Annotated in this window: 28 protein-coding genes; 19 read left to right on the forward strand and 9 right to left on the reverse strand. The window is 75.1% G+C overall.

Translation table 11 applies throughout. From position 1 onward, the window contains the following. Positions 1–37: 37 nt before the first annotated feature. On the forward strand, positions 38–1027 hold the full coding sequence (locus tag OG335_RS21050) for a LysR family transcriptional regulator (RefSeq protein ID WP_405012675.1): 990 nt from the start codon (positions 38–40) through the stop codon (positions 1025–1027). Between the two features lie 129 nt (positions 1028–1156). Here OG335_RS21050 and OG335_RS21055 read toward each other — a convergent pair whose 3' ends face one another. Then, positions 1157–1762, reverse strand: a complete 606-nt coding sequence (locus OG335_RS21055; protein ID WP_405012676.1) for a YceI family protein — start codon at positions 1760–1762, stop codon at positions 1157–1159. Positions 1763–2015: 253 nt separating this feature from the next. Here OG335_RS21055 and OG335_RS21060 point away from each other — a divergent pair, with 253 nt between their 5' ends. Both OG335_RS21060 and OG335_RS21065 read left to right on the forward strand, forming a co-directional pair. Continuing rightward, positions 2016–5162: an SNF2-related protein gene (locus tag OG335_RS21060; protein ID WP_405012677.1), complete on the forward strand. Its 3147-nt coding sequence runs from the start codon at positions 2016–2018 to the stop codon at positions 5160–5162. Positions 5163–5164: 2 nt separating this feature from the next. After that, the gene (locus OG335_RS21065) at positions 5165–5386 is read left to right on the forward strand and encodes a hypothetical protein (RefSeq protein ID WP_405012678.1); all 222 of its coding nucleotides are present in this window, start codon (positions 5165–5167) and stop codon (positions 5384–5386) included. On the opposite strand, the gene OG335_RS21070 is transcribed toward OG335_RS21065, so the two are convergent. After that, on the reverse strand, positions 5370–6248 hold the full coding sequence (locus tag OG335_RS21070) for an alpha/beta fold hydrolase (protein ID WP_405012679.1): 879 nt from the start codon (positions 6246–6248) through the stop codon (positions 5370–5372). The two genes, OG335_RS21065 and OG335_RS21070, sit on opposite strands and share 17 nt — an antisense overlap. 69 nt (positions 6249–6317) lie before the next feature. On the opposite strand from OG335_RS21070, the gene OG335_RS21075 reads away from it, so the two are divergent. The 4 genes from OG335_RS21075 (at position 6318) to OG335_RS21090 (ending at position 8703) form a co-directional block, all read left to right on the forward strand. Beyond that, positions 6318–6947 (forward strand): DUF4291 family protein, encoded by a 630-nt coding sequence (locus OG335_RS21075; RefSeq protein ID WP_405012680.1) that lies wholly within the window; start codon positions 6318–6320, stop codon positions 6945–6947. A 183-nt stretch (positions 6948–7130) separates the two neighbouring features. Then, positions 7131–7541 carry a helix-turn-helix domain-containing protein gene (locus tag OG335_RS21080; RefSeq protein ID WP_405012681.1) on the forward strand — a complete coding sequence of 137 codons (411 nt, stop codon included), beginning with the start codon at positions 7131–7133 and terminating at the stop codon, positions 7539–7541. Positions 7542–7631: 90 nt separating this feature from the next. Continuing rightward, positions 7632–8165, forward strand: a complete 534-nt coding sequence (locus OG335_RS21085; RefSeq protein WP_405012682.1) for a hypothetical protein — start codon at positions 7632–7634, stop codon at positions 8163–8165. Between the two features lie 208 nt (positions 8166–8373). Then, positions 8374–8703 (forward strand): DUF2516 family protein, encoded by a 330-nt coding sequence (locus OG335_RS21090; protein WP_405015471.1) that lies wholly within the window; start codon positions 8374–8376, stop codon positions 8701–8703. Positions 8704–8791: 88 nt separating this feature from the next. Here the strand turns inward: OG335_RS21090 and OG335_RS21095 are convergent, their stop codons facing one another. After that, a complete protein-coding gene (locus OG335_RS21095; RefSeq protein WP_405012683.1) occupies positions 8792–10387 on the reverse strand; it encodes a PP2C family protein-serine/threonine phosphatase in 1596 nt (531 codons plus the stop codon). Positions 10388–10605: 218 nt separating this feature from the next. On the opposite strand from OG335_RS21095, the gene OG335_RS21100 reads away from it, so the two are divergent. Then, positions 10606–11157, forward strand: a complete 552-nt coding sequence (locus tag OG335_RS21100; protein ID WP_405012684.1) for an O-acetyl-ADP-ribose deacetylase — start codon at positions 10606–10608, stop codon at positions 11155–11157. 436 nt (positions 11158–11593) lie between these two features. On the opposite strand, the gene OG335_RS21105 is transcribed toward OG335_RS21100, so the two are convergent. Next, positions 11594–12415 carry a class I SAM-dependent methyltransferase gene (locus tag OG335_RS21105; RefSeq protein ID WP_405012685.1) on the reverse strand — a complete coding sequence of 274 codons (822 nt, stop codon included), beginning with the start codon at positions 12413–12415 and terminating at the stop codon, positions 11594–11596. A 412-nt stretch (positions 12416–12827) separates the two neighbouring features. On the opposite strand from OG335_RS21105, the gene mshA reads away from it, so the two are divergent. Then, the gene (mshA, locus tag OG335_RS21110; protein ID WP_405015472.1) at positions 12828–14120 is read left to right on the forward strand and encodes a D-inositol-3-phosphate glycosyltransferase; all 1293 of its coding nucleotides are present in this window, start codon (positions 12828–12830) and stop codon (positions 14118–14120) included. Between the two features lie 80 nt (positions 14121–14200). After that, positions 14201–14752 carry a YbjN domain-containing protein gene (locus OG335_RS21115; RefSeq protein WP_405012686.1) on the forward strand — a complete coding sequence of 184 codons (552 nt, stop codon included), beginning with the start codon at positions 14201–14203 and terminating at the stop codon, positions 14750–14752. Here OG335_RS21115 and OG335_RS21120 read toward each other — a convergent pair. Next, a complete protein-coding gene (locus tag OG335_RS21120; protein WP_405012687.1) occupies positions 14739–16007 on the reverse strand; it encodes an MDR family MFS transporter in 1269 nt (422 codons plus the stop codon). The genes OG335_RS21115 and OG335_RS21120 overlap by 14 nt on opposite strands. 147 nt (positions 16008–16154) lie before the next feature. On the opposite strand from OG335_RS21120, the gene OG335_RS21125 reads away from it, so the two are divergent. Further along, positions 16155–16913, forward strand: a complete 759-nt coding sequence (locus tag OG335_RS21125) for a phosphoglyceromutase (protein WP_405012688.1) — start codon at positions 16155–16157, stop codon at positions 16911–16913. 81 nt (positions 16914–16994) lie between these two features. Here the strand turns inward: OG335_RS21125 and OG335_RS21130 are convergent, their stop codons facing one another. After that, complete coding sequence (locus tag OG335_RS21130; protein WP_405012689.1) at positions 16995–17252, reverse strand: hypothetical protein; 258 nt, start codon at positions 17250–17252, stop codon at positions 16995–16997. 273 nt (positions 17253–17525) lie between these two features. On the opposite strand from OG335_RS21130, the gene OG335_RS21135 reads away from it, so the two are divergent. Beyond that, positions 17526–18113, forward strand: coding sequence for a lytic polysaccharide monooxygenase (locus OG335_RS21135; RefSeq protein WP_405012690.1), 588 nt, complete (start codon positions 17526–17528; stop codon positions 18111–18113). A gap of 71 nt (positions 18114–18184) precedes the next feature. Here OG335_RS21135 and OG335_RS21140 read toward each other — a convergent pair whose 3' ends face one another. Together OG335_RS21140 and phoU are read right to left on the reverse strand one after the other, a co-directional pair. Next, positions 18185–18364: a hypothetical protein gene (locus OG335_RS21140; protein WP_405012691.1), complete on the reverse strand. Its 180-nt coding sequence runs from the start codon at positions 18362–18364 to the stop codon at positions 18185–18187. Positions 18365–18596: 232 nt separating this feature from the next. Beyond that, complete coding sequence (gene phoU, locus OG335_RS21145) at positions 18597–19289, reverse strand: phosphate signaling complex protein PhoU (protein WP_405012692.1); 693 nt, start codon at positions 19287–19289, stop codon at positions 18597–18599. Positions 19290–19581: 292 nt separating this feature from the next. On the opposite strand from phoU, the gene OG335_RS21150 reads away from it, so the two are divergent. Both OG335_RS21150 and OG335_RS21155 read left to right on the forward strand, forming a co-directional pair. Beyond that, positions 19582–20889, forward strand: coding sequence for a sensor histidine kinase (locus tag OG335_RS21150; protein WP_405012693.1), 1308 nt, complete (start codon positions 19582–19584; stop codon positions 20887–20889). Next, entirely contained in the window at positions 20886–21581 is a 696-nt protein-coding gene (locus OG335_RS21155; RefSeq protein WP_263104752.1) for a response regulator transcription factor, read from the forward strand. Before OG335_RS21150 ends, OG335_RS21155 begins: the two co-directional genes overlap by 4 nt. Positions 21582–21666: 85 nt before the next feature. Here OG335_RS21155 and OG335_RS21160 read toward each other — a convergent pair whose 3' ends face one another. Further along, positions 21667–22359: a DUF461 domain-containing protein gene (locus tag OG335_RS21160; protein ID WP_405012694.1), complete on the reverse strand. Its 693-nt coding sequence runs from the start codon at positions 22357–22359 to the stop codon at positions 21667–21669. 473 nt (positions 22360–22832) lie between these two features. Between OG335_RS21160 and OG335_RS21165 the strand changes: the two genes are divergently transcribed. The 5 genes from OG335_RS21165 to OG335_RS21185 all read left to right on the forward strand — a co-directional run bounded on the left by OG335_RS21165 (position 22833) and on the right by OG335_RS21185 (position 26568). Further along, complete coding sequence (locus OG335_RS21165) at positions 22833–23315, forward strand: CarD family transcriptional regulator (RefSeq protein ID WP_014136563.1); 483 nt, start codon at positions 22833–22835, stop codon at positions 23313–23315. A gap of 248 nt (positions 23316–23563) precedes the next feature. Continuing rightward, positions 23564–24343, forward strand: coding sequence for a 2-C-methyl-D-erythritol 4-phosphate cytidylyltransferase (gene ispD / locus OG335_RS21170; protein WP_405015473.1), 780 nt, complete (start codon positions 23564–23566; stop codon positions 24341–24343). Then, positions 24333–24860 carry a 2-C-methyl-D-erythritol 2,4-cyclodiphosphate synthase gene (gene ispF / locus OG335_RS21175; RefSeq protein ID WP_405012695.1) on the forward strand — a complete coding sequence of 176 codons (528 nt, stop codon included), beginning with the start codon at positions 24333–24335 and terminating at the stop codon, positions 24858–24860. The genes ispD and ispF overlap by 11 nt, the downstream gene beginning before the upstream one ends. 109 nt (positions 24861–24969) lie before the next feature. Continuing rightward, positions 24970–25350: a hypothetical protein gene (locus tag OG335_RS21180; protein WP_405012696.1), complete on the forward strand. Its 381-nt coding sequence runs from the start codon at positions 24970–24972 to the stop codon at positions 25348–25350. Positions 25351–25443: 93 nt separating this feature from the next. Continuing rightward, entirely contained in the window at positions 25444–26568 is a 1125-nt protein-coding gene (locus tag OG335_RS21185) for a hypothetical protein (RefSeq protein ID WP_405012697.1), read from the forward strand. The last annotated feature ends 2 nt before the right edge of the window (positions 26569–26570 follow it).

Here is a 26570-nt window from a genome sequence, read left to right on the forward strand (position 1 = left end):
GTCGATCCGCGGGGCGGCCGCCTAGGGTGCACGGACCATGCCGCCGGACCTCCACCCCCGCCTGCTGCGCGGTTTCGTCGCCGTCGCGGAGACCCTGCACTTCGGCCGCGCCGCCGCCGGCCTGTACGTGGCCCAACAGGCCCTGAGTCGCGATGTGCAGGCGCTGGAACGGCAGTTGGGCGAGCTGTTGTTCCACCGTACGAGCCGCAGTGTGCGGCTGACACCGGCGGGGGAGTCGCTGCTGCCCCGGGCACGGCGGCTGCTCGCCCTGCACGACGAGATCCTCACGTCGGTGCACCGCAGGGTCCTGCTCGTCGACCTCAACAGCGATGTCGAGGGCGACGACCTGACGCCCGCGCGGGTGCTCGACGCCGCCCGGACCGCCGCGCCGGACACCGAACTGCTCGCCCGCTTCCACGGCGGACTGGCCGCGGCGGCCGAGGAGTTGGCCGCCCACCGGCTGGACGTCGCGTTCGGCCGGTTCGCCGGCCTTCCGGCCCGCACCCGGGAGCGCCTCGTGCACGTGCCGGTGCGGCTGGAGCCGCTGGCGGTCGTCGTGCCGGACGGGCATCCGCTCGCCGCCCCGGGCCCGCTGCCCGTGGCCGCACTCGCCGGGCACCCGCTGGACGTCCTCGCGGGGAACCCGGCGACCACCGAGTGGACCGACCTGGGCCTCCGCCTCGTCCGCGACCACGGGCTGTCGGCGACTCCGGGGCGTACGCCGCCGGTCGGCGTGCCGGAGTTCGCGCGCTATCTCGGCCGGCACCGGGTGCCGGTGCTCACCACGACCGGCGGCCCCAGGATCCCCGGCGCCGTCACCCGGCCCCTCGTCGACCCGCTGCCGCTGGCCCTGCTGGGGCTGGTGCACCGGCCGGGCCTGCGGCATCCCGGCCTGGCCGCGCTGCGCGCCGCGGCCGCCCGGCTCGGCCGCCGGGAGGGCTGGCTCGTGCGGCCGCCGGGGAGCTGGCTGCCGGCCGAGGACGCGGCACTGGTGCCCGCCGGGCGGGCCTCCGCGGGCGGGCGCTGACGGCGCTTCCCGGGCTTCGGCCCGGCGGCGGGCCGGGGGACGCCCGGCGTCAGGCCCCGGACACGGCGGCGCCCCCTCCGGTCGGACCGGCGGGGGCGTGGCCAGGTGGGGCGGGTGCCGGCGTTCCGGTCAGGCGGCCTTGACGGCGGAGATGTCGAAGCTCAGCTTGACCTTCTCGCCGATGAGCACGCCGCCGGTCTCCAGCGCCGCGTTGTAGGTCAGGCCCCAGGCGGTGCGGTCGACGGTGGCGCTGCCCTCGAAGCCGACCCGCTCGGCGCCGTAGACGTCCGTGGCGTGCCCGGTGAAGTCGAGGTCGAGGACGACCTGCCGGGTGGTGTCCTTGATGGTGAGGTCGCCGGTCAGCCGGTACGACTCGTCGCCGACCCGCTCGGCGGAGGTCGAGCGGAAGCGGATCTCCGGGTAGGTGTCGGCCGCGAAGAAGTCGCCGGTGCGCAGGTGCTCGTCGCGCTGGGCCTGGTTGGTGTCGATGCTGGCGACCTTGATGACGAGGTCGGCCGAGGAGTTGGCGGGCTGGTCGCCGTCGAGGTGCAGCTTGCCCTCGTACTCGGTGAACTCGCCGCGCACGTTGGTGACCATGGCGTGGCGGACGGCGAAGCCGATCTGGCTGTGGGTGGTGTCGATGGTGTACCCGCCGGTCAGGTGGCCGAGGCCGGGGCCTGCGACCGGGGTGGCGACGGCGACGGTGGTGTCGTTCTTGCGGCTGAAGATGCCCATGGCCTGCTCCTCTGGTCCGAAGCCATTTGTTTAGGCTTCAACTTGTTGGCTCCACCATAACGCGCCATGGTTCAAACTTCAACCACTTGGCGGGGTGAGTCCCGCACCACCCCCGCCGGGCGCCGCCGACCGCTCCGCCCCCGGGCGGCCGACCCGCCGGCCCTGGCCGCGGTCCGGGCCTGGCCAAGGTCCGGCGGGGGCCAAGGTCCGGCCCTGGCTAAGGTGAAGGCGTCGGCCCACGGAAGGTGCACCCATGTACGCCCTGCACGCGCTCTGGCAGGGCGGCGGCCGGCTCGCACTGTGGGCCGAGGACGCCGCCGCCCGCCCCACGCCCGACACCGCACAGCCCCCGCCCGACCCCGGCCACGGACCCGCCGCCCACCCGTACGCCTGCCCGGCCCCGCAGGTCGCCCGCCTGCTCGCCGGCCTCGGACCCGGCCCCGGCTGGCTCGCCGCCCAGGCCGCCGAGCGCTGGACCACCCTCCACCTGCCGACCACCGGCGGCGCACCCGCACCGTCCTCCCAGCTCCCCGGCGGCACCCGCACCGGCGCCGCCCCCGCCGCAGCCTGGCGGGTGCCCGTGCTCGTCCTCGACGGCCCGCACCCCGCCCAGCTGCTCGGCGCGCTCTTCGACCCGCACCACGGCGGCGCCCACTGCCAGCCCGACGGCGCCCCGCCCACCGAACTCGGCTACGGCGGCTCGCTGCGCTGGCTCACCGCGGTCCACGACCTCGCGTGGCGGCTGGTCGGCCGGGGCCGCGTCCTGCCCGTCCTCGACGACCGCGACGGCACGGCGTACGCGGCCTGGCGGCCCGCCCCCGACGCCGCCGACCGGGCCGAGGCCGCCGCCCTCGCCGCCGGGTGCCCCCGGGCGCTCCTCGCCACCGACGCGGACGGCGCCGCCGGCCGCCGCCGGGCCGACCGGCTGCTCGCCGACGCCCTGGAGACCCTCACCGACCGCGAGGCCCGCGCCGCCCTCGCCGACACCCCGCCCCCGGCCGCCGGGCCCCCCTGGCTCGGTGCGTGGTACGCCCCGGACGGGCACCTCGGTGCCGCCCCCGCGGAGCTCGCCGGACAGCTCGCCGCCTGGCACGCCCGCCTGCCGGCCGACCCCGCCGTCCGGCTCGTCCTACGGCTCACCGAACCGCTCGGCCACGACGCGGACCTCCCCGACGCCGCCCCCGGCGCAGGCCTGCCCGACGCCGCCCCCGGCCCGGAGGGCACCCGGGGGGCCGACGACGACTGGCGGCTCGACCTGCTGCTCCAGGCCGTCGACCGGCCGTCGCTGCTCGTCCCCGCCGAGGACCTCTGGGCGCACGGCCCCGGCCACGCCGCGCTCTCCCGCACGGTCGACGGCCCCGGCGCCGCACTCGCCGCCGAGCTCGACCGGGCCGCCCTCCTGCACCCCGCCCTGCACGACACCGCCCGGCAGCTCCGCCCGACGGGGCTCGTCCTCGACCGGTCCGGTGCCCTCGCCTTCCTGCGCGACGCCGCACCCGCCCTCGCCGCCGCCGGCTTCGGCGTCATGCTGCCCGCCTGGTGGCAGCGGCGGCCCCGGCTCGGCCTCGCCCTCACCACCCGCACCGGTACCCCCGGCGCCGTCGAGCAGCCCTCCCGCATCGACCGCGACGACGTCGTCGCGTTCCACTGGCAGGCCGCCCTCGGCGACACCGTCCTCACCCACGACGAACTCACCGAACTCGCCGCCGCCCAGCAGGGCCTGGTCCGGTTGCGCGGCCGGTGGACGGAGGTCGACCCCGGCCAGATCCGCGCGGCCTACGCCTTCCTCCTCCGGCACGCCACCGGCACCATGGACCCGGCCGAACTCCTCCGCCTCGCCCTCGACGACACCGCGAGCGTCGCCGGTCTGCCCGTCACCGCCGTGCACGCCGACGGCCCCCTCGGCGACCTGCTGGCCGGCCGGGCCGGCACCGCCCCCGCCGACACCGCCGACGGCCCGCCCCCGCCCGGCTTCCACGGCGAACTCCGCCCGTACCAGCGGCGCGGCGCCGCCTGGCTGCACGCCCTCGGCCGACTCGGCCTCGGCGGCGTCCTCGCCGACGACATGGGCCTCGGCAAGACCGTCCAGACCCTCGCCCTGCTCGCCCGGGAACACGCCGAGGGCGCCACCGGACCCACCCTGCTGGTCTGCCCGACCTCGCTCGTCGGCAACTGGCAGCGCGAGGCCGCCCGTTTCACCCCCGGCCTGCGCGTGCACGTCCACCACGGCGCCGACCGCGAGGGCATCGAGGCCGCCGCGGCGGGCGCCGACCTCGTCGTCACCACCTACGGCGTCGTCCAGCGCGACGCCGCGCCGCTCCGCACCGTCCGGTGGCGGCGCATCGTCGCGGACGAGGCCCAGGCCGTCAAGAACGGCGCCACCGACCGTTCCCGCGCCCTGCGTTCGCTGCCCTCGGGCCCGCGCATCGCCCTCACCGGCACCCCCGTCGAGAACCGGCTCGCCGAGCTGCACGCCATCCTCGACTTCGCCAACCCCGGCCTCTTCGGCAGCGCCGAGTCGTTCCGCGAACGCTTCGCCGTCCCGGTCGAGCAGAACGCCAACCAGGCCGTCGCCGACCACCTCCGGCGGCTCAGCGGGCCCTTCCTGCTGCGCCGCGTCAAGGGCGACCCCGCGATCGCCCTCGACCTGCCCGCCAAGCAGGAGTTCACCGTGCGCTGCAACCTCACCGCCGAACAGGCCGGGCTCTACCAGGCCGTCGTCGCCGACCTGCTGCAACGCGTCCGGGGGGTCCGCGGCGTCGAACGCAAGGGTGCCGTGCTCGCCGCGATCGGACGCCTCAAGCAGGTCTGCAACCACCCCGCCCAACTCGTGCACGACCGCGGCGGACTGGCCGGCCGCTCCGGCAAGATCGACCGGCTGGAGGAGATCCTCGTCGCCGCACTCGCCGCCGGCGACCGCGCCCTGGTCTTCACCCAGTACGCCGACTTCGCCGTCCGGCTCCGCCCCCACCTCGCCCGGCGGCTCGGCACCGAGGTGCTCCACCTGCACGGCCGCGTGCCCAGGACCGAACGCGAGCGGCTCGTCGACCGCTTCCAGCAGCCCGACGGGCCGGGCGTGTTCCTGCTCTCGCTGAAGGCCGGCGGCACCGGCCTCAACCTCACCGCCGCCAACCAGGTCGTCCACCTCGACCGCTGGTGGAACCCGGCCGTCGAGGACCAGGCCACCGACCGCGCCCACCGGATCGGCCAGCGCCGCGACGTCCAGGTCCGCCGGCTGGTCTGCACCGGCACGGTCGAGGAGCGGATCGCCGACCTCATCGAGGCCAAGCGCACCCTGGCGGGCACCGTGGTCGGCACGGGCGAGCGGTGGCTCACCGAACTGCCCGCGGACGAGCTGCGCGACCTGCTGGCCCTCTCCGCCGACGCGATCGGAGCCTGACCGTGACCGACGGCCACAGCCCCGACCCGACGCCGGACCGCCCCCGACCCGCACCCCCGGACCCGTACTGGGAAGGTGACTTCACCCTCCGCGGGGACGAGGTCCCCGACCGCCCGGCGGCCCCCGCGATCGACCCGCTCGGCCCCTCCGGCATCACCGTCCGCGGCCGCGACCTCGCGGACCTGTTCGCCCCGGCCTACCGCCGGTTCACCGCCCCGGACTGACCTCCGGCCCCGGCCCGGCCACCGGCCCGCGCCCCGCCGTCCACCCCCGGGCGAGGAACTCCTCGACGAGCGCGCGGAACCGCTCCGGCTCGTCCACCCACGGACGGTGGCCGGCCTCCGTCAGCACCTCCAGCCGTGCGTGCGGGTGACAGTCCGCCACCAGGCGGGCCGGCACGGTGCCGATCAGGCCGTCCCGTCCGCCCGCCACCACCAGCACCGGCGCGTCCACCGGCCGCACCGGTGCGCCGCCCGCGTAGAAGGCCGCCCGCAACCAGGCCGGGGCGAGCGGGAGTTCACGGAAGGCCTCGGCGCGGGCCCGGTCGTCCCAGCGACCCCAGCCGAACGGCGCGAGGCGCGCCGCGAGCTCCTGCGGATCGCCCGTACCCGCGGCGGCCTCGGATGCCGCGGCCGCCGCGTCCGGGTACCACGGCTCGTCCACACGGGCGGCGCGGATCGTCCGGAGCTCCGCCTCGTCAGGCTCCCTCGCGGCCCGGCCGACCGGCGTCACCAGCACCAGCCGGCCCGTGGCGGCCGGGAACCCCGCCGCGTACCGCTGCGCGGTGAGGGCGCCCGCCGAGTGGCCGAGCACGTCCACCCGGTCGAGGCCGAGGTGGCGGCGGAGCGCGTCCACGTCGGCCGCCTGCGCGGTGAACGCGCAACTCGCCCGGTCCGCCGGCACGCCCGAGCGCCCCGCGGCCCGCCCGTCCATCCGGACGAGGGTGCGCCCGCCGTCCAGGCCGCCGAGCGCGCCCAGGTACCGGACGTCCGTTCCCGGGCCGCCGCCCAGCACCAGCAACGGCGGTCCGTCGCCCGCGAGGTCGTACCAGAGCGGGGTCCCGTCGTACGAGGTGAAGACCGACATGGCCGCCATGCTGCCGGACCGGGCGGAAAACCGCTGCGGGATTTCCCGGCGGCCTGGCAGGGTGGTGCGGTGACCGAGCTGCGCCGGATCCGTGCCGACTACGACGACCGCACCATCGTCATGTACCGGGCGCATGCACCCGGGGCTCCCGGCCACCCCGCCGAGCCGTTCGCCGGCCACCGCACGATCTGGATCGAGCCCTCCTTCCGCTGGCTCATGCACCGCACCAACTGGGCCCGCAGGACGGGCCAGGAACGCGTGCTGGCCGTACGGATCACCCGCGAGGGCTGGGAACGCGCGCTCGCCGAGGCCGTCCCGGCGACGGACGACCAGGCCGCGCCCGCCGACGCCGCCGCGCACGTCCGGTGGGACCCGGAGCGCTCCGCCGCCGGAGCGGCGCTCGGCCACCACAGCATCCAGGTCGGTGTGGGACGGCCCCTCCTCAACGCGTTCGTCGACGAGTGGACGGTCTCCGTCACCGACCTCACCCCCCGGGTGCACCGGATCTCCGGGCTCATCCGGGCCGGTCTCAACGCCCAGGCCGTCCGCCTGCTGCCCACCGAGCGCCCGTACCCGCTGGAGCCGTCGCTGGCCCGGCAGCTGGGTGTCGGCGTCCCGCACCGGATCCCCGGCCCGCGACGGCGCGGCGGCCAGGGCCGCCCGGCCGCGTCCGGCACCCCGTACCGGCGGAACCCGTGAACCCCCGGGCCTGAACCCCGACGCTGACCCGCGGCGACCCGCGGCGACCCGCGGCGACCCGCGGCGACCCGCGGCGACCCGCGGCGGGCCGGGCCGCCGGGCGGCGCCCTCCGCGGGCCGAAACGGTTGCTGCAGTTAGCAACGTGCTTGCAATTGCAAGCATGGCTGGGCATGCTGGTGGGCATGGCCTCACTGAACGTCGGCTCACTCGGCGAGTACATCCGCGAGCAGCGGCGTACCGCGCAGTTCACGCTGCGGCAGCTCGCGGACGCGGCCGGCGTGTCCAACCCGTACCTCAGCCAGATCGAGCGCGGGCTGCGCAAGCCGAGCGCGGAGATCCTGCAGCAGATCGCGAAGGCGCTGCGGATCTCGGCCGAGACGCTCTACGTGCAGGCCGGAATCCTGGAGGAGCGGCACGGCGAAGGGCTCGAACTGCGGGCCTCGATCCTCGCCGACCCCCTGATCAACGAACGGCAGAAGCAGGCACTGCTCGCCGTCTACGACGCCTTCCTGAAGGAGAACCGCGAGAGCACCGACGCTCCCGCCGGGACTCCTGCCGCCCGGGCCGCGCCGACCGCGCCGGCCGAGGGCTGACGCGCCGCCGCGCACCCGCCGCCGGCGCCCGGCCGCACCTGGCCGCCACCGAGACCACCGCACGCACCCGAACGCCCGGGAGGACCGGTCATGCCGATCACCGACGACATCAAGAAGACCCTCAGCGACCCCACCCCGCTCTACGCCCTCGCCGGGGCCGGCGACCTCGCGTACGAGAAGCTGCGCGTCGTGCCGGGCAAGGTCGAGGCGCTGGCCGCCGACCGCAAGGCCACGCAGGAGAAGGCCACCGCGCGGCTGCACGAGGCCCAGGCCCGCCTGGTCGAGGCGCAGGGCAAGGTGAACGAGGCCGTCGCCACCCTGCCGACCGACCTGAAGGAGCTCCAGGAGAAGGCGCAGACCTTCGCCCTGCAGCAGGTGGCCCGCGCGGCCGAGCTGGCCGTCAAGGCCAAGGAGGCGTACGACGAGCTGGCCGTGCGCGGCAAGTCCGTCGTCGACAAGGGCCGTACCGCCCCGGCCGGGACCGCCCCGGTGGGTGAGCCCGTCGCCGAGGTCGTGGTGACCGAGGTCGCGCTGGACGCCGAGCCGGTCGAGGGCGAGCTCGTGGAGGAGCAGACCCCGGACGCCGAGAAGAAGACGCCGCGGGCCCGCAAGAGCACCAAGTGACCTGAGCCGTCACCCGTCGGGCGGCGCACCCTCCGGTGCGCCGCCCGGACGCGCCGCCCGGCCGTCACCCGTTCGGTCGGTGTGCGTGCGTGCGACGGGTTCCGGGGACGTCCGGGACGATCCGGGCGTTGTCACCGAGGCGGGCCGCGTGCCGTGCCACGATGGGCGGTAGAGCCGAGGCCGCCGTGAGGAGACCGAAGTGTCCGACATCCTGCTCTTCGATTACCTGAACCCGTTCTGGTGGCTCGCCATGGCGATCATCGGCTTCAAGCTGTTCGCCCTCGGCGACGCGGCACTGCGCCGCGACGACGCGTACCGGGCCGCGGACAAGAAGACCAAGGGCTTCTGGCTGATCGTGCTGGGGCTGGCCCTCGGCCTCGACCTCCTGCTGGGCGCGTACGTGCTGAGCAACTTCCTGACCCTGATCGGTCTGGTCGCCGCCATCGTGTACATGGTCGACGTCCGCCCGGCGATCAAGCAGCTCACGGACGGCCGGGGCGGCGGGCGCCGCAACATCGGCCCCTACGGGCCCTGGTGATCCGGCGTCCGACCTGAACGTGCCGCGAGGGCGGCACCCCCGACCGGGGGTGCCGCCCTCGCGGCACGTTCAGGCGCAGGCCCGGCCGTCAGCCCATGAGGGCGGGCACCGGGTTGCGCTCCAGCAGCAGCACCGCGACGTCGTCGGTCAGTGCGCCGCCGTTCAGCTCCTCGACCTCGGCGAGGGCGCTGTCGACCAGCCGGCCCCGGCGCAGCCCGCCGGCCTGGTGGTCGGCGATGAGTTCGATCAGGCCGTCCTGCCCGAGCCGGCGCGACCCCGCGCCGACCCGGCCCTCCACCAGCCCGTCCGTGTAGAGCAGCAGGCTCCACCCGGGGTGGAGTTCGAGCTGCTGCGCGGGCCAGGCGGCGAGTCCGTCGTCGCAGGGCAGCAGGCCGAGTGCGGGGCCCGCCTGCTCGGCGGGCAGCAGCTGCGGCGTGCCGCCGGGGCCCAGCAGCAGGGGCGCCGGGTGGCCGGCCAGGAAGAGGCTGGCGTGCTCGACCCCGGGTGCGCCCGGGGACGCCCCGTCCGCCCCCTGCGGCCGCGGCCCGGCGGTGAGGACGAGCATGCAGAGGGTGGCGAAGATCTCGTCACTGCGCCGCTCGTGCTCCAGCACGTGCTGGAGCGTGGTGAGCAGCTGCTGCCCGGTGAGTCCGGCGAAGACCAGGGTGCGCCACGCTATCCGCAGGGCCACCCCGAGCGCGGCCTCGTCGGGGCCGTGGCCGCAGACGTCGCCGATGACCACGTGCACGGTGCCGTCGTCGGTGCGGACGGCGTCGTAGAAGTCGCCGCCGAGCAGGGCGCGCCGCCGGCCCGGCCGGTACCGGCGGGTGAAGGCCAGCCCGGCGCCGTCGAGCAGCGGGGTGGGCAGCAGGTGCCGCTGGAGGCGGGCGTTCTCCTGGCCGCGGAGCTCGGCCTCGACGAGTCGGCGCTGCGACTCGTCGGCCCGCTTGCGTTCCACGGCGTACCGGAGAGCGCGGGCCAGCAGGGGGCCGTCGGTCTCCCGCTTGACCAGGAAGTCCTGGGCGCCGGCGGCGACGGCGGCGGCGCCGAGCTCGGCGCCCGCGGCGTCGGTGAGGACGACCAGGGCGACGTGCGGGGCGCGGCGGCGGAGCTCGCGGAGCCCGTCGAGGCCGTCGGACGGGAAGGCGCCGTCGGCCGGGTGGGCGGGCTCGGCGAGGTGGCCGGGGGCGGCCAGGTCGAGGAGCACGCAGTTGAAGTCGACGGGGCGTCCGCGGCTGCGGCGTGCCGACAGCGTGGTGGGCGCGAGCAGGTCGGCGGCCTCGGCGACGCCGCCGGCGCGGTACAGGTCCACGCGGGCGCCGCTGTCCGCCACGAGGGCTTCGATCAGGCCGAAGTCCCCGGTGTCGCCGTCCTCGATCACGAGCAGGCGGTACGGGGCCTCGCCGACGGTGTCGGCCGGTCCGCCGGAGTTGGACCGGGGATGCGGTATCGGTGCCGGCTCGCGGGGCGCGGCGGGCCGGTGCGGGCGCTCCGCGGGGCGGGCGTCCGCCGCTCCCGTGGCACGCGCGGCCTGGTGGCCCGGGCCCGCGCCGCCGGGGGCGGGCGCGTCCGTGGCCGGATCAGTGACTGGAACCGGGCCCGCACGAAGTGCGGTGTCCGCGGCGTCGGCGGCACCGAACCTGCCTGTGGCAGTGGATGCCCGGCCGTCTCCCGATGCGGGCATTGGTCGGTCCTTCCTTTCCCCGACTGCCCAACGGCTGACGTCCGTGTGCAGTGCCCGCCTGGCACCGCGGGTCGAGGAGCTTCTCGCGACCATAACGTGATCTCCGGGGATTTCTCTGACTGGCAGCCGCGGCTGTGGTTATCGCCACGCGCTCGGCGGCGTGCACGGCTACCGTGGCGGCCGTGCGCACGAGGGCTGACGGAAGGTCGATTTCGGTGATGCAGATCACGCTGGTCCAGGGTGACATCACGGATCAGCAGGTGGACGTGGTGGTCAACGCCGCCAACTCCTCACTGCTCGGCGGTGGTGGGGTCGACGGGGCGATCCACCGCAGGGGCGGCCCGGAGATTCTCGCGGACTGCCGTCGACTGCGGGCCTCCCACTACGGCAAGGGCCTGCCGACCGGTCGGGCCGTGGCGACGACGGCCGGGCGGCTGCCGGCCCGGTGGGTGGTGCACACCGTGGGGCCGGTCTTCCTCCCGGAGGAACGGACGGGGCGGACTGCGCTGCTGGCCTCCTGCTATCGGGAATCGCTGCGCGTGGCGCGGGAGCTGGGTGCACGGACGGTGGCCTTTCCGGCGATCTCGGCCGGGATCTTCGGGTGGCCGCTGGAGGACGCCGCGCGGATCGCGCTGACGACCGTGGTGGAGGAGGGGGCGCGTGTCGCGCCGGACGGATCGGCCGAAGGGCCGGCGGAGGTGCGGTTCGTGCTGTTCGACGCGGAGGCGTACGCGGTGTTCGAGCAGGTGCGGCGTGAGGTGTCGGGCTGAGGCGGAGTCGGGCTGATGAGGGGTCGGGCGGTCGGCGCCGCGCCGGTGCGGATCGGACCCGGTGGGGCGTGCGGTCGGGCGGGGATCGTGGCGGCGGGGTCGGCGGCGCCGGGTGTGACGGGCGGCGGCGGATGCGACATCCCCATGGTGGCGTGACGGGCCGTCAACACGCCAGAGGAAATCGATAACTCGTTCGAGTGAATCGGTCGAGCCGTACACGGGCCCGCCCCGGCAGGGCCCGCGGTCGCCGCCGGTGTCCGGCGGTGCGGCCGTGCGGGCCACGGCTCCCGGGCCGGCCGGGCCGTGCGGGTGCGGACAGCCGGGGACGGGTGCGGACCGGGCGCGGCCGGCCGGGTCCGTGCGGGTGTGCGCGATGCGTGCGGGTACGGGCACGGGTACGGGTACGGGTACGGGTACGGGTACGGGTACGCGTGGCCTACGGGGCCAGCGCCGCCCAGTCCACCGTGGCCTCGCCCTGCCGCCACCGGCCGCGCGCGTCCACCAGCGGCCAGCTCCCCGCGAGCGCCGTGCAGGCCGCGATCCACCGCTGGCGTGCCCCGAACGCCGCGTACGGCGCGGCCGACGCCCAGGCGCGGTCGAAGTCGGAGAGGAAGGCGTGCACCGGGCGTCCCGGCACGTTGTGGTGGATGAGCGCCTTCGGCAGCCGCTCCGCCAGGTCGGACGGGGTCCGCAGGTCGGCCAGCCGTGCGGCGAAGGTGACCGTCCGCGGCCCCTCGGGTCCGAGCGCCACCCAGACGTGGCGGCGGCCGATCTCGTCGCAGGTGCCCTCGACGAGCAGCCCGTCGGGGGCGAGCCGTCCGCGGAGCCGCTCCCAGACCGTGCCGACGGTCTCCTCGTCGTACTGCCGCAGCACGTTCGCGGCGCGGATCAGGTGGGCGGCCCCGCCGTCGAGCGGCACCTCGAAGCCGCCGCGGCGGAAGCTCAGCAACGGCGGGTCGGCGTAGGGGAGGGCGGCCGCGACCCGGGCCGGTTCGATCTCGATCCCCACCACCCGCACGTCCGGCCGGACGGCGCGCAGCCGGGTCGCGAGCTCGACCGCCGTCCAGGGCGCGGCGCCGTAGCCGAGGTCGACCGCGACCGGCGGGCGGGCGGCGGTCCGCAGGGTCCGGGCCAGGGTGTGGGTGATCCAGCGGTCCATCCGGCGGAGCCGGTTGGTGTTGGTGGTGCCTCGGGTGACCGTCCCGACCGGGTGGGTCGTACGGGCTCCGCGGACGGGGGAGGGGTCGAATGCGGCCACGCCTCAGCGTACGCGGCGCCCTCGACCGCCCCGGGCCCTCTCCCCGGTGGAGCGCCGGTGGGGGCGGGCGGCGGCCCGGCGCTGTGACGGTCGTCGCCACGGGAGCGGCGCGGGAATAGCGGACGGCGGGCCCGTGGTTGCCACCCTCGGCGTATGTCCTGCCCGGAGCTGTCGGCCCCGGCGGAGCGCGCCGACCGCGGGGCGGCCCGGCCGCGCCCCGCGGCCGTCCTGCGGGCCCGCCCGCACGGTCGGACGTACCGATCGGCCGGGAGCACGAGGAGGCTTCAGCCAGGTGACGCAGCACCCCGCACGCGCGGCCCGTCGTGAGCGGCTCGCCCAGGTGGCGGGCCTTGCCCAGGCCCCAGGTGCCGGACAGGGCGCCGGCCTCGCCCCGCCCGCCCGCCTCTCCCGGCTGCAGGCCCTCGTCGGGGGTCGTCAGCGCCGGCCCCGGCGCATCGCGATGCTCAGCGTGCACACCTCGCCGCTCCACCAGCCGGGCACCGGCGACGCTGGCGGCATGAACGTCTACATCGTCGAGCTGGCCAAGCGGCTCGCCGCGCTCGACATCGAGGTCGAGGTGTTCACCCGGGCGATCAGCTCGGACGACGCCCCGACCGTGCAGCTCGCCCCCGGCGTGCTGGTGCGGCACGTCACGGCCGGCCCGTTCGAAGGGCTGCTCAAGGAGGACCTGCCCGCGCAGCTCTGCGCCTTCACCCACGGGGTGCTGCGCACCGAGGCGGGCCACCGGCCCGGGCACTACGACCTCGTGCACTCGCACTACTGGCTGTCCGGGCAGGTCGGCTGGCTCGCGGCGGAGCGCTGGGGCGTGCCGCTGGTGCACACCATGCACACCATGGCCAAGGTCAAGAACGCCGCGCTCGCGGAGGGCGACACGCCCGAGCCCGTGGCCCGGGTGATCGGCGAGACCCAGGTCGTCGAGGCCGCGGACCGGCTGATCGCCAACACCGCGGAGGAGGCGGGCGAGCTCTCGCAGCACTACGCGGCCCGCGGCGACCAGCTCGCCGTCGTGCACCCCGGCGTCAACCTGGACGTCTTCCGCCCCGGCGACCGCGCCGGGGCGCGCGCCGAGCTGCGGCTGCCGCAGGACGCCGCCGTGCTGCTCTTCGCCGGCCGCATACAGCCGCTGAAGGCGCCGGACGTGCTGCTGAAGGCCGTCGGCGTGCTCCTCGACCGGCGACCGGAGCTGCGCGAGCGACTGGTCGTGCCGGTGGTCGGCGGGCCGTCCGGCACGGGCCTGGCCCGGCCCGAGAGCCTGCACAAGCTCGCCGCGCAGCTCGGCATCTCCGACGTCGTCCGCTTCCACCCGCCGGTCGGCCAGGAGCGGCTCGCCACCTGGTACCGCGCGGCCACCGCCCTGGTCATGCCCTCCTACAGCGAGTCCTTCGGCCTGGTCGCGCTGGAGGCCCAGGCCTGCGGCACGCCGGTGGTCGCCGCCGCCGTGGGCGGCCTGCCGGTGGCCGTCCGGGACGGCCGGACGGGCACCCTCGTGCACGGCCACGACCCGGTCGCCTGGGCGCGCGCCCTGGAGCCGTACGCCACGCTGCCCGACCTCGTGCGGCGGCAAGGCGAGGCGGCGGCCCGGCACGCCGCGGCCTTCGGCTGGGGCACGGCCGCGGCCGCGACGGCCGAGGTGTACGCGGGGGCGATGGTCCGCCCGGAGGACCGGCTGCGCCGCCGGGCCTGACCGGGCGCGGCCGGCGCGGCGGCCTCCTGCGGCGGGTCGGGCCGTGCGCCCCGGGGGTACCGGCGAGTAGCGTCAGCCCCATGGCAATCCGTACCAAGGACGACGCGCTGGCCCTCCTCCGCACCGCGCTCGACGAGGCCGGGGTGGGCTGGGAAGCGGCGGCGACCGACCCGTACACGCTGGTCGCGACGCTGCCCGGCACCCGCAAGCTCTCCACCACCTGCGCGCTGCGCGTGGGCGACCACACCCTGTCGGTGAACGCCTTCGTGATCCGCCGGCCGGACGAGAACCACGAGGCCGTCTACCGCTGGCTGCTCGAACGCAACACCCGGCTGTACGGCGTCGCGTACGCCGTCGACGGCCTCGGCGACGTCTACCTCGCCGGACGGCTGCCGCTGGAGGCGCTCACCCCCGACGCGGTGGACCGGCTGCTGGGCACCGTGCTCCGGAGCGCCGACGAACCCTTCAACACGCTGCTCGAACTCGGCTTCGCCACGGCGATCCGCCGCGAGTGGGAGTGGCGCACCAAGCGCGGCGAGTCCGTCGGCAACCTGGCGGCGTTCGCGCACCTGGCCGCGCCCGCGGACGGCGGATCACCGGACGCGGGCACGGACGCCGCTACGAGCGGCTGAGTTCGGCGGCCCCGACCGGCAGGTCCTCCGCCACGGCGGCCGGTGCGGGCCGCCGCCCGAGCCACAGGAACGCCACGGCGGCGGCCGTGCCGAAGACCGCGCAGCCGCCCCACACCACCCGGCCGCCGGCGTGCTCCAGCAGGAAGCCGCCGGCTGCCGGGCCGACGAACGAGGCCAGCGACCAGGAGAGCGAGTAGACGCCCTGGTAGCGGCCGCGGGCGCGGGCGGGCGACAGCTCCGCGACGAGGCCCATCATCGTGGGGGCGGCCATGATCTCGCCGACCGTCCAGACCGCGACCGTCAGCGCGTAGAACCCCGCCGAACCGCCCGCGAGGGCCGTGAGCCCGAAGCCCCAGCCGGTCAGCAGCGAACTGACCACCAGGAGGCCGGTCCGCCCGCGGCCCGCCATCAGCCGGGTCACCGGCAGCTGCAGCAGCACGATCAGCAGGCCGTTCAGGCCGATCACCAGGCCGTACCGGCCGGCCGAGATCCCTTCGCGGCCCATGTCCACCGCCAGCGTGGTGCTGCCCTGCTGCACCACGACGGCCAGCAGTAGGTTCACCGCGACCAGCGCCATGAAGCGGGTGTCCCGGAAGACCGCGCCCAGGCCCACCCGGGGCTCCGCCGGGGCGGCCTCGGCCACGGCGGCGGCCCGCTCGGGACGGGTCTCCGGGATCCGCACGAAGATCACCACGGCGCAGGCCAGCGTGGAGGCGGCGTCCAGCAGGAACAGCGCCAGGTAGCCGTGAGCGGCGATCAGCCCGGCCACCGCGGCGGAGACGCCGAAGCCGATGTTGATCGCCCAGTAGTTCAGGGAGTAGGCCCGCACCCGGTGCTCGGCGGGCACGATGTCCGCGATGATCGCCGAGACGGCCGGCCGGGAGGCGTTGCTCGCCAGACCGACGACGAACGCCGTCGCCGCGATCGTCACCCGGCCGTCGCAGAAGCCCAGCACCGCCGTCGACACCGCGGTGCCCGACTGGGCGGCGAGCAGGGTCGGCCGCCGGCCCCACCGGTCGGTCAGCACGCCGCCCCCGACGGCCGCCACCGCCGACCCCAGGCCGAACAGTGAGGCCACCAGGCCCGCGTACGCCGGCGAGTAGCCGCGGTCGGCGGTCAGGTAGAGCGCGAGGAAGGTCACCACGAAGCCGCCGAGGCGGTTCACCAGGGTCGACGTCCACAGCCACCAGAACGGGCCGGGCAGGCCGCCGACCGTCTCCCGGGCGGCGGAGCGCAGACGGACTGCGGCGGGCATGGGCGGCTCCCGGGCGTGCGGCCACGCGCGCGGCCGGGCAGGGTGAGGCCCACCGGCGCGGTGGTAAGAGGCGAAGGCGATAGGCGGACATTACCTGGGATGAGACGGCCCGACCAACCGAATTCCTCCTCCTCTAAACTGGCGCCCATGGCTGACACGACCTACCGACTCATCCTGCTCCGCCACGGCGAGAGCCAGTGGAACCAGAAGAACCTCTTCACGGGCTGGGTCGACGTCGACCTCAACGAGAAGGGCGAGAAGGAGGCCGCGCGTGGCGGCGAGCTCCTCGCCGCCGAGGGCTTCCTCCCCGACGTGCTGCACACCTCCCTGCTGCGCCGGGCGATCCGCACCTCGCAGATCGCCCTGGACAAGGCCGACCGCCACTGGATCCCGGTGAGCCGCAGCTGGCGCCTCAACGAGCGCCACTACGGCGCCCTGCAGGGCAAGGACAAGGCCCAGACCCTCGCCGAGTTCGGCGAGGAGCAGTTCCAGCTCTGGCGCCGCTCGTACGACACCCCGCCGCCCGTCCTCGCCGACGACAACGAGTACTCGCAGGCCGGCGACGACCGCTACGCCGACATCCCGAGCGAGCTGCGTCCGCGCACCGAGTGCCTCAAGGACGTCGTGGAGCGCATGCTCCCGTACTGGTACGACGCGATCGTCCCCGACCTCGCCGCCGGCCGCACCGTGCTCGTCACCGCGCACGGCAACAGCCTCCGCGCGCTGGTCAAGCACCTCGACGGCGTCTCCGACGCCGACATCGCGGGCCTGAACATCCCCACCGGCATCCCGCTCGTCTACGAGCTCGACGCCGACTTCAAGCCGCTCACCCCCGGTGGCCGCTACCTCGACGCCGACGCCGCCGCGGCGGCCATCGAGGCGGTCAAGAACCAGGGCAAGAAGTAAGCCCACACGCGATCAGGCCCCTCACCAGCGCATTTGTCGCTGGCGAGGGGCCTCCGTCGTTCCCGGGCCGTCCGCCGGTGCTCAGCCGGCGGCGCGGACCCGTGCCGTACGCCGTGAGGCGAATTCGAGGGCGAAGCCCAGCAGCACGATGGCCAGGCCCGTCCAGAAGAGCAGGTCGACCTGCCAGGCGACCCCGGCGACGGTGACGAGCCAGGCGCCGAGCGTCCCGCAGAGCGACGCCCCGGCGTCGTACCAGCGGCGGGCCCGCGCCTTGTGGACGGCCTGGGCGGCGCCGAGCAGCAGCAGGACCGTCATGGTCGCGATCAGCGCAGTCGTCATGGCAGGGAAGTATCCCGGAGGGTCCGGCGGGCGCCGCCCGGGGGTGCCCGGGAACGTCCGGGCACCCGACGGCCCGTCACCTCCCGCTGGTACCAGACTGGTTCAGACCATTGACGGGCGGCCGCCCCGGCTCCTAGCGTGGTGGTCCAGACCTGGCGCGAGCACGCCAACCCCACGTCGAGCGCTGCCCGCCGGTCTGTTCGTGCACGACCACGCGCACCACGGAACACGCACCTGCACACGCACTCCATCCACCCCCACGGAGGGAGCACCATGCGCAAGCGTCACATCCTGGCCGCCGCCGCGGCCGCCGCGGCCGTCCCGTTCGCCACCGCCGTCCCCGCCCAGTCGCACGCCTACGTCACGACGCCGCCGAGCCGCGCCGCCCTGTGCGCGGCCGGCACGGTCACCAACTGCGGCGACATCCAGTGGGAGCCGCAGAGCGTCGAGGGCCCGAAGGGCTTCCCGTCGACCGGTCCGTCCGACGGCACCCTCTGCGCCGGCGGCAACAGCCGCTTCGCCCAGCTGGACGACCCGCGCGGCGGGGCCTGGCCGGCCACCAGGGTCACCGCCGGGCAGCGGCTCACGATGACCTGGAAGTTCACCGCGCGGCACTCGACGAGCCAGTTCCGCTACTACCTGACCAAGGCGGGCTACAACGCGGGCACGAAGATCACCCGCAGCAGCCTCGACCTGACCCCGTTCCTCACCGTGCCCTACAACGGCGCCCAGCCGCCGGCCACGGTGAGCCACGTCGGCACCCTGCCGGGCGGCCGCACCGGCCACCAGGTGATCCTCGCGGTGTGGGACGTCGCCGACACCGGCAACGCCTTCTACCAGTGCATGGACGTCACCTTCTGACCCGGAGGCGTCCCCGCACGCAGCGGTGCCCCGCAGGACCGGCCGGAGCCGGACCGGCGGGGCACCGTCGTTCAGTGGCCGCCGCAGCAGCCGCCGGTGGCGCCGCCGCACTGGCAGGGCGCCCCGGACTGGCAGCCGCAGCCGCAGCCCGGGCCGCAGCCGCACCCCGCGGCGAGGACCGGCAGGAGCTTCGGGGCGGGCTGTTCGGCGGCGCTCGCCGCGGGCGTGGTCGGGGTCCGGTGAGCCTTCATCGTGCTGGGCCTCCTCATCGACGGCACACGGCGGCATGCGCAGCACTCGTCGGCATGCCCGGTTCGAGTGAAGACCGCCGGGCGACGGGGCGTCAACGGGCGCGCGGAGGTAGGACACCAGGACCCGTGTGCGCCCCCGGCCCGGGACACGCCGCCCGCACCGGAGGCGACGTCCGCACCGGACGCGCCACCGGGCCCGGGCGGCCCGCCCGGGCCCGCGGGGCCGCTCCGCTCAGTCGGCGGCGGTGACGGCCGGAACGGCCGCCGCCTCGGCCGCGAACCCGTCCGCGTGCTCGCCCGTCACCAGGAACACCACGCGCTTGGCCACCGAGACCGCGTGGTCGGCGAACCGCTCGTAGTAGCGGCCGACGAGGGTGACGTCGACGGCCGTCTCGATGCCGTGCTGCCAGCGGTCGTCCAGCAGGTGCGAGAAGAGCTCCCGGTGCAGGGCGTCGATGGCGTCGTCGTCCCGCTCCAGCTCCAGGGCGGCGTCGACGTCCTTCGTCGAGATGACGAGCCCGGCCTTGGCGACGAGGCGCTGCGCGAGCTGACCCATCTCCAGCACGATCGGGTGGAGGTCGTTCGGCACCGCGCTCTCGGGGAAGCGCAGCCGGGCGACCTTCGCCACGTGCCGGGCGAGGTCGCCGCAGCGCTCCAGGTCGGCGCTCATCCGCAGACTGGTGACCACGATGCGCAGGTCGGTCGCGACCGGCTGCTGGCGGGCCAGCAGGTCGATGGCGCGGTTCTCCAGCTCGTGGTGGAGGTTGTTGACCTTCTCGTCGGCCGCGATGACGCTCTCCGCCAGGGCGAGGTCGGCGTCGAGCAGCGCCGTGGTGGCCCGGCCCATCGCCGAGCCGACCAGCCGGGCCATCTCGACCAGGCCGTCGCTGATCGAGTCGAGTTCCTCGTGGTACGCGTCGCGCATGCTGTCTCCTCCTGGCCGCCCGTCCCGCTGCCGGGGCGGACCTTCCATCAGTAGCTGTGTCGGTGGCGGTGCCGACCGGTCCGTCCGGGGACGGCCGCTGCTGGTGGCGCGAATGGTAGCCGCGTCACCGCCCGCACGGGCTTGCGACGACAACACTGGGCCGTCCGGGCGACCTCGTACGACCCGTGCAGTGAACCGGCAGCGGACTGAAGGTGAATTCTCGGCAACGTGCGGCCGATCCCTTGATCGCACCGTTGAGGAGCCCGCCCACCGTGCGCTTAGGCTGAATGACATGGACGTGAATGTGGCCACCGCCGCTGCCTGCGCCATAGCCGGGCTCGGCGTCGGTCTCACGGCCGCCATCGCCTTCCGCTGGAGCGAACGCGAGCAGGCCCGCGGGGGCGCTCCGAGGATCGGCAACGCAGGCAGGACAGGGAGCAGCGGGCTCCCGGTGCACGACACCCCGCTCCCGCCCGGGGTCGACACGGTGCTCTCCGTGCTGCGCTCCTGCGCCATCGTGCTCGGCGACGCCGACGAGGTGGTCAAGGCCAGCTCCGCCGCGTACGCGATGGGTCTGGTGCGGGGCGGGGCGATGGCCGTCGACCCGATGCTGTCGCTCGCCCGGGCGACCCGCCGCGACGGTGAGATCCGCCAGGTCGAGCTGGAGGTGCCCCGCCCCGGCGGTGCCCGCGCCGCCGACCCGCTCGCGGTGTCCGTGCGGGTCGCCCCGCTGGGCTCCCGGCTCGTCCTCGTCCTCGTGGAGGACCTCACCGAGCGGCGCCGCATCGAGGCCATCCGCCGCGACTTCGTCGCCAACGTCTCGCACGAGCTGAAGACGCCGGTCGGCGCGCTCTCCCTGCTCTCCGAGGCGGTCGCGGACGCGTCCGACGACCCGGAGGCCGTCCAGCGCTTCGCCGGCCGCATGCAGATCGAGGCGACCAGGCTCGCCAGCCTCGTCCAGGAGATCATCGACCTCTCCCGGGTGCAGGACGACGAGCGGCTGGTCGACCCGGAGCCCGTCCCGGTGGACGAGCTGATCGCCGAGGCGATCGACCGGTGCCGGCAGCCCGCCGCCGCCAAGCAGATCCTCATCGCCTCCGGCGGCACGTCAGGCCTCTACCTCCACGGCAACCGCGGCCAGCTCGCCGCGGCCCTCGGCAACCTCGTCGAGAACGCCGTCAACTACAGCCCGCCGCGGACCCGGGTGGCCATCGCCACCCGCCGCATCTCCAGCGCCGCCGTCCTCGGCGAGGCCGACGGCGAGCTGATCGAGATCTCGGTGACCGACCAGGGCATCGGCATCTCGGAGAAGGACCGCGAGCGGATCTTCGAACGCTTCTACCGGGTGGATCCGGCCCGCTCCCGGGCGACCGGCGGAACCGGCCTCGGCCTCTCCATCGTCAAGCATGTCGCGGCCTCGCACCGCGGCACCGTGGCGGTGTGGAGCGTCGAGGGCCAGGGTTCCACCTTCACCCTGCGGCTCCCGGCCGGGCAGGCCCCGGCCGGGGACCGCGACACCGCCGTCCCGTCGATCACGGCGGACGGCCGTGACCCACGCACCGCACCCACCCCCCTTCCTGCCCCGGAGGCCCGATCGTGACCCGAGTACTGGTGGTCGAGGACGAGGAGTCGTTCAGCGACGCCCTGTCGTACATGCTCCGCAAGGAAGGCTTCGAGGTGGCCGTCGCCGCCACCGGCCCGGACGCGCTGGAGCAGTTCGAGCGCAACGGCGCCGACCTCGTCCTGCTCGACCTGATGCTCCCGGGCCTCCCGGGCACCGAGGTCTGCCGTCAGCTGCGGGTCCGTTCCAACGTCCCGGTGATCATGGTGACCGCCAAGGACAGCGAGATCGACAAGGTCGTCGGCCTGGAGATAGGCGCGGACGACTACGTCACCAAGCCCTACTCCACCCGGGAGCTCGTCGCCCGGATCCGCGCGGTGCTCCGCCGCCGCGGCGAGGACGGCAACGGCAACGGTGACGGCGGCGGCCCCGGCGCGCTGGAGGCCGGCCCCGTCCGCATGGACGTCGACCGGCACGTGGTGACGGTCGACGGCGCCAAGGTCGACCTGCCGCTCAAGGAGTTCGACCTGCTGGAGATGCTGCTCCGCAACGCGGGCCGGGTGCTCACCCGGATGCAGCTGATCGACCGGGTCTGGGGCGCCGACTACGTCGGTGACACCAAGACCCTCGACGTCCACGTGAAGCGCCTGCGGGCCAAGATCGAGCCCGACCCGGGTGCGCCGCGCTACCTGGTGACCGTCCGCGGCCTGGGCTACAAGTTCGAGCCGTAGACCCTGCCGCACACGACACGACACGGCCGAGGGCCCCGCAGCAGCGGGGCCCTCGGCCGTTGCGGCGTGCGCCGCGAGGGCGGGGTCAGCCGGCGGAGGCGCTCGTCGACGCGGAGGCCGAGCCGGACGGCTTGGCGGAGCCCGACGCGGAGCCGGAGGCGCCGGCGGAGGGGCTCGCCGAGCGCGAGGCGGACGCGGACGCCGATGCCGACGCGGATGCCGACGCGGACGCCGAGGCCGACGGGGACGTCTCGGGAGCGGGCTCGGCCTTGGGGCCGAAGGAGGCGTACAGGCCGACCGCCGGGCTCACGCCGGCCGGGACGCTCACCTTGCCGGAGGTCTTGAAGGTGAAGGCCGTGTCGGCGTAGCCGCCGACGGGGAGCTTCGCCGAGGCCACGCGGGCGCCGGGGAGGCCCTCGCCGCCGAGCAGCAGCGCGCCGCCGGCCGGGATGACGATCTCGGTGACGTCCGCGCCCTTGGCGTCGGTGAGCTGTGCGGCGCCGCCGTCCACGGTGACGGCCTGCAGCACCTCGGGGGTGGTGCCGGTGTTGCTGATGTTGACCGTGACGTTCGCCGGTCCGGCCTCGTCGGAGGAGGCGGTCGCGGCGGTCACCACCACGATGTTGTTGAGGCGGAGGTTCTGGCCCACGGAGGTGGCCGCGGAGTCCGGCTTGACCTGGAGGGTCTCCGCCTGGTTGCCGGTCGAGCAGGCGGACAGCGGGACGATGGCGGCGAGGACGAGGGCGGCGATCGCGCCGCGTCGAAGGCTCCGGCTCACGGCGGCGACTTCTCCTTGGAGGTGGATGAGCTGCGTGGATCGCACGATGTGGATCACGTTCGGTGGTCGGCGTCAGCCTACCGACCGCTTACGCCCGGTCCCCACGGGGTGGCCCCGTGTCGCGCCCCCGGCATCCGTACGTGTGCGCAGCGGGTTTCGCGCCCGGCTCCGGACGCCCACGAACCGGTGCAGGTCGTGCGGGTGGGTGGGGCCGGGCGGCAGGTCGTGACGGGGGACACGACACGCGACAGGGCAAAAACTCAAGATCCAATCATGGTTTCGGCGGTGTTGCCAGAGGTTTCGCCGAGCTGTCGCACCGCCTCCGACCTGCGGGAAGCCTTCGTCGAACACCGGTCGCAGCACGTCATGGGGGTCCTTGTCAAGCCCTGAGACCCGCCCTGACCTGCGAAAACGCCCTTCGGGTGCGCCGAGAAGCGTGTTATTCTGGAAAGCCACGGAAGGGGTCCTGTCACATGACGTTCAAGGTTGGCGACACGGTGGTCTACCCCCATCACGGGGCCGCGCTGATCGAGGCCATCGAAACTCGCCAGATCAAAGGTGTGGACAAGACCTACCTGGTGCTCAAGGTGCAGCAGGGAGACCTGACACTGCGTGTGCCCGCCGAGAACGCGGAGTTCGTCGGCGTGCGCGACGTGGTCGGTCAGGAAGGTCTCGACCGGGTCTTCGAGGTGCTTCGCGCACCGTACACCGAAGAGCCCACCAACTGGTCTCGGCGCTACAAGGCGAACCTCGAGAAGCTCGCGTCCGGCGATGTGATCAAGGTTGCCGAGGTCGTCCGCGACCTGTGGCGTCGCGAGCGTGAGCGCGGTCTCTCGGCCGGCGAGAAGCGGATGCTCGCCAAGGCCCGCCAGATTCTCGTCAGCGAGCTCGCGCTCGCGGAGAACACCAACGAGGACAAGGCGGAGACGCTGCTCGACGAGGTCCTCGCCTCCTAAGCGGCTCCAGAACGCCCAGCGCCCGATGCCGGCGCGCCTCCCCGTCATGCTCGTCGACGGGACGGCGGTTCGGCACCTCGGGCGCTTCGGCGTGCCCGGGCGCGGGTGTGTCGGGGCGACGCGCGGCCCCGCGGTGCGGGCGGCCCGGAAGGGGTCCGTCCGCCGCTCCGCGCGGGCGGCCCGGCGTTGTGGCTAACGTGCAGTCGGAAGGGTCTGCGGTGTACGCCGGTCGGCGCACGCCAAGGGCCATACCCACTTCGCCGAAGGAGCGAAACCTGAACGCGTCAGCAGCAGTTGCAGCGGCGGTGGTACCGGCCGCGGGGCGCGGGGAGCGGCTGGGGCCCGGTGCCCCGAAGGCGCTGCGCGAGCTCGGCGGCGTGCCCCTGCTGGTCCACGCCGTCCGGGCGCTGGCCCGCAGCCGGGCGATCGGCCTGGTCGTGGTCGCGGCCCCGCCGGACGGCGTCGCCGGAGTGGAGGCCCTGCTCGACAGCCACGGACTGGACGGCAAGGACGTCCGGGTGGTCGCCGGCGGTGCCACCCGCCAGGAGTCCGTCCGCCTCGGCCTGGCCGCGATCCCCGACACGATCGAGGTCGTGCTCGTGCACGACGCCGCCCGGCCGCTCGTGCCGGTCGAGGTCGTGGACGCGGTCGCCGCGGCCGTCCGCGCCGGTGCCGACGCGGTGGTGCCGGCCGTACCGCTCGCCGACACCGTGAAGCGCGTCGAACCGCGGGCCGCCGGCGTACCGGAGCCCGTCCTCGACACGCCGGACCGGGCCACGCTGCGAGCGGTGCAGACCCCGCAGGGCTTCCGCCGCGCCGTCCTCCACGAGGTGCACGAGAAGTCGCTCGCCGAGGAGTCCGCGGGCGGGCTGCCGCCGGTGACCGACGACGCGGGCCTGGTCGAACGCTTCGGCGGCACCGTCGTCGTGGTGCCCGGCCACGAGGAGGCGTTCAAGGTGACCCGACCACTGGACCTCGTGCTCGCCGAGGCCGTACTCGCCCGCAGGAGGGCCTCCGATGGTTTCTGACCCGACCGTTCCCGGGCCCGCCGCACCGGTCGCCCCGCCCGTCGTCCCGCTCGTCGGGATCGGCACCGACGTCCACGCCTTCGAGGCGGGCCGCCCGCTGCGGGTCGCCGGCCTGGACTGGCCCGACGCCGGGGACGGCCTCGCCGGGCACTCCGACGCGGACGTCGCCGCCCATGCCGCGTGCGACGCGCTGTTCTCCGCGGCCGGTGCCGGCGACCTCGGCGCGCACTTCGGCACGGACCGCCCGGAGTGGTCCGGCGCGGCCGGTGTCGCCCTGCTCGCCGAGGCCGCCCGGATCGTCCGCGCCGAGGGCTTCGAGATCGGCAACGTCGCCGTCCAGGTGATCGGGGTCCGTCCGAAGATCGGCAAGCGCCGGGCCGAGGCCCAGGCCGCGCTGTCGGCCGCCGTCGGGGCGCCGGTGTCCGTCTCCGGCACGACCACCGACGGGCTCGGCCTCACGGGCCGCGGCGAGGGGCTGGCGGCGATCGCCACCGCCCTTGTGTACCGGGTGCGTTGAGCTTCGGTACCGGTTCCGCGACTCGCCGGACGGGTGGCCCGGGCGCCGGTAACGTGCCAGGGCCACTGGGCGGGCCGGACGCCCGCCACGCGACGGGGGAGAGGCGCCGATGGACCGCCAGGTCGGCTACGAGGAGTTCCAGGACATCGCGCAGAGCCCCGGCGAGGCCCGGCTGCTGCACAAGGCGATGAAGCAGCTCGCCGACGGCGGCGCCGGCCCGGCCATGCAGGAGATGGCCCGGGACGTGCTCGCCGGCCGTACGGGCCTGCGCCAGGCGCTCTCGCAGAGCGCCTACAGCCCCGAGCTGCTGGCCGGTGCCGACTCGCTGCACGACCGGCTCTCCGCGATGTCCGACCGGGAACGGGACGAACTCGCCGAGCAGGGGCGCCGGTTCATCGCGCAGGAGGACCGGGAGATCGAGGACGAGGCCCGCGCGGCCGGCGAGGAACTGCCGGCCGTCCGCTGGGACTACCGCCCGGGCGCTTCCTGAGCACGGGGCACCCACCCTCCCGCCGCCCGCCGGGCCCGGCCGGGAGGGGCACGTCGACGACCGGTGCGGTCACGGGGAACGGGGATGGGACGCATGTCTTTTCGGGTGAACGTCGGGGACGTCCGGGGCTACGGGACGCTGGTCGGGCGGTCCGCCGAGAACGCCGCCGCCTGTAAGGACCACCTCGGGAGCGAGGCGACGGTCGACAAGGGCCTGGCGTCCGAGCTGTGGGAGATGTGCTCCGTCGAGCACGAGAAGTTCGTGGACTCCGGCACGCAGATCCTGGAGAAGATCCGGGCCGTGATGGTGGCGGGCTCGCGCGAACTCGGCAACGTCGCCGCCAACTACAGCGGCACCGAGACCGGCGAGGCGGCCCGGCTCGACGCCACGTACGCGCGGCCCGGCGGCCCCGCCCCGAGCGGCGGCACCGGCTCGGGCCCGTCGTTCGCGGACCGCCGCGACGCCGTCGCCGAGCTCGCGAAGAAGGACGGCGGCGACGGCTACCTCGCCGGTCACGTCGCCGAGTTCGAGTTCACCCCGGTCAACAAGGTGGTCGGCACCGTCCTCGACCTGGGCAGCCCGTCGGCGCTGATCAACGAGGCCTGCAAGCTCTTCCTCGGGTTCGACCCGTACGGGGAACTGCTCAAGGCGATCATGGGCGACTGGGAGTCGTACGCGGCCTGCGGCACGACCTGGTCGCGCATAGGCAAGGCGTGCGGGGCGATGGCCGACAACGTGCAGGGCGGCAACGACACGCTCGCCACCACCTGGGACGGCAACGCGGCCGACGCCGCCTGGGCGTACTTCGAGCGGTTCCAGGGCAAGCTGCGGGAGGTCGGGCAGGGCTTCGCCGAACTCGACGCGCACTACTTCGAGATCGCCCAGTTCGTCTTCTCGCTGGCCGAGTTCCTCAAGGCCGGCCTCGCGTTCATGGTCGACCGCCTGCTGGTCGCCCTCGCCCTGCAGGTCGCGGCCACGGCGGCGGCCTCCACGGTGGTCGGCGCGGCCGGAGCCGCGATCGGCTACGCCGCCGCGGTCGCCCAGGTCGTGATCGCGATCGACAAGTGGGCCGAGATGACCGCCCAGCTCGCCCAGGTGTCGCTCGCGCTGACCGGTGTGCTCACCGCCAAGTCGGTCATCATCGGCACCGTCACCGGCGTCATGCAGGACTTCCCCGAGGTGGGCGGCGCCTACGACCACCCCGCTGCGACGGTGTGACC

The organism is Kitasatospora sp. NBC_01539 (genome assembly GCF_045040525.1).
GTDB lineage: Bacteria > Actinomycetota > Actinomycetes > Streptomycetales > Streptomycetaceae > Kitasatospora.